Source organism: Bacillus sp. SIMBA_154, from assembly GCF_046536015.1.
In the GTDB taxonomy this organism is placed as follows: domain Bacteria; phylum Bacillota; class Bacilli; order Bacillales; family Bacillaceae; genus Bacillus; species Bacillus pumilus_P.
Map to the genome: position 1 here is coordinate 1 of NZ_JAWJBV010000691.1, position 234 is coordinate 234.

1 protein-coding gene is annotated in these 234 nt (G+C 51.7%); it reads left to right on the forward strand.

What is annotated here, in order from left to right:
* Nucleotides 1–234 (forward strand): hypothetical protein (locus R0K30_RS23630; protein ID WP_410613480.1); only part of this gene is annotated, 234 nt, incomplete at both ends.

Consider the following 234-nt stretch of genomic DNA (forward strand, 5'->3'; position numbering starts at 1 on the left):
TGCCATTTCCACTGAAACGAGTGCTCGAATCTCTGCCGACAACGCTTTGTCGTCTCAGATCACCACTGCCCAATCGACTCTGAACGGTCAGATTTCAAGCGTTCAGCAAACCTTATCGACGTCGATTGCCAACGTCGATAAGCGTGTCGATGGCATGGCGGATACAACCAACCTCATTACCAACGGATCGTTCTATACCGGCGATACAAATGGGTGGACCAGCGTCAGCTCAGC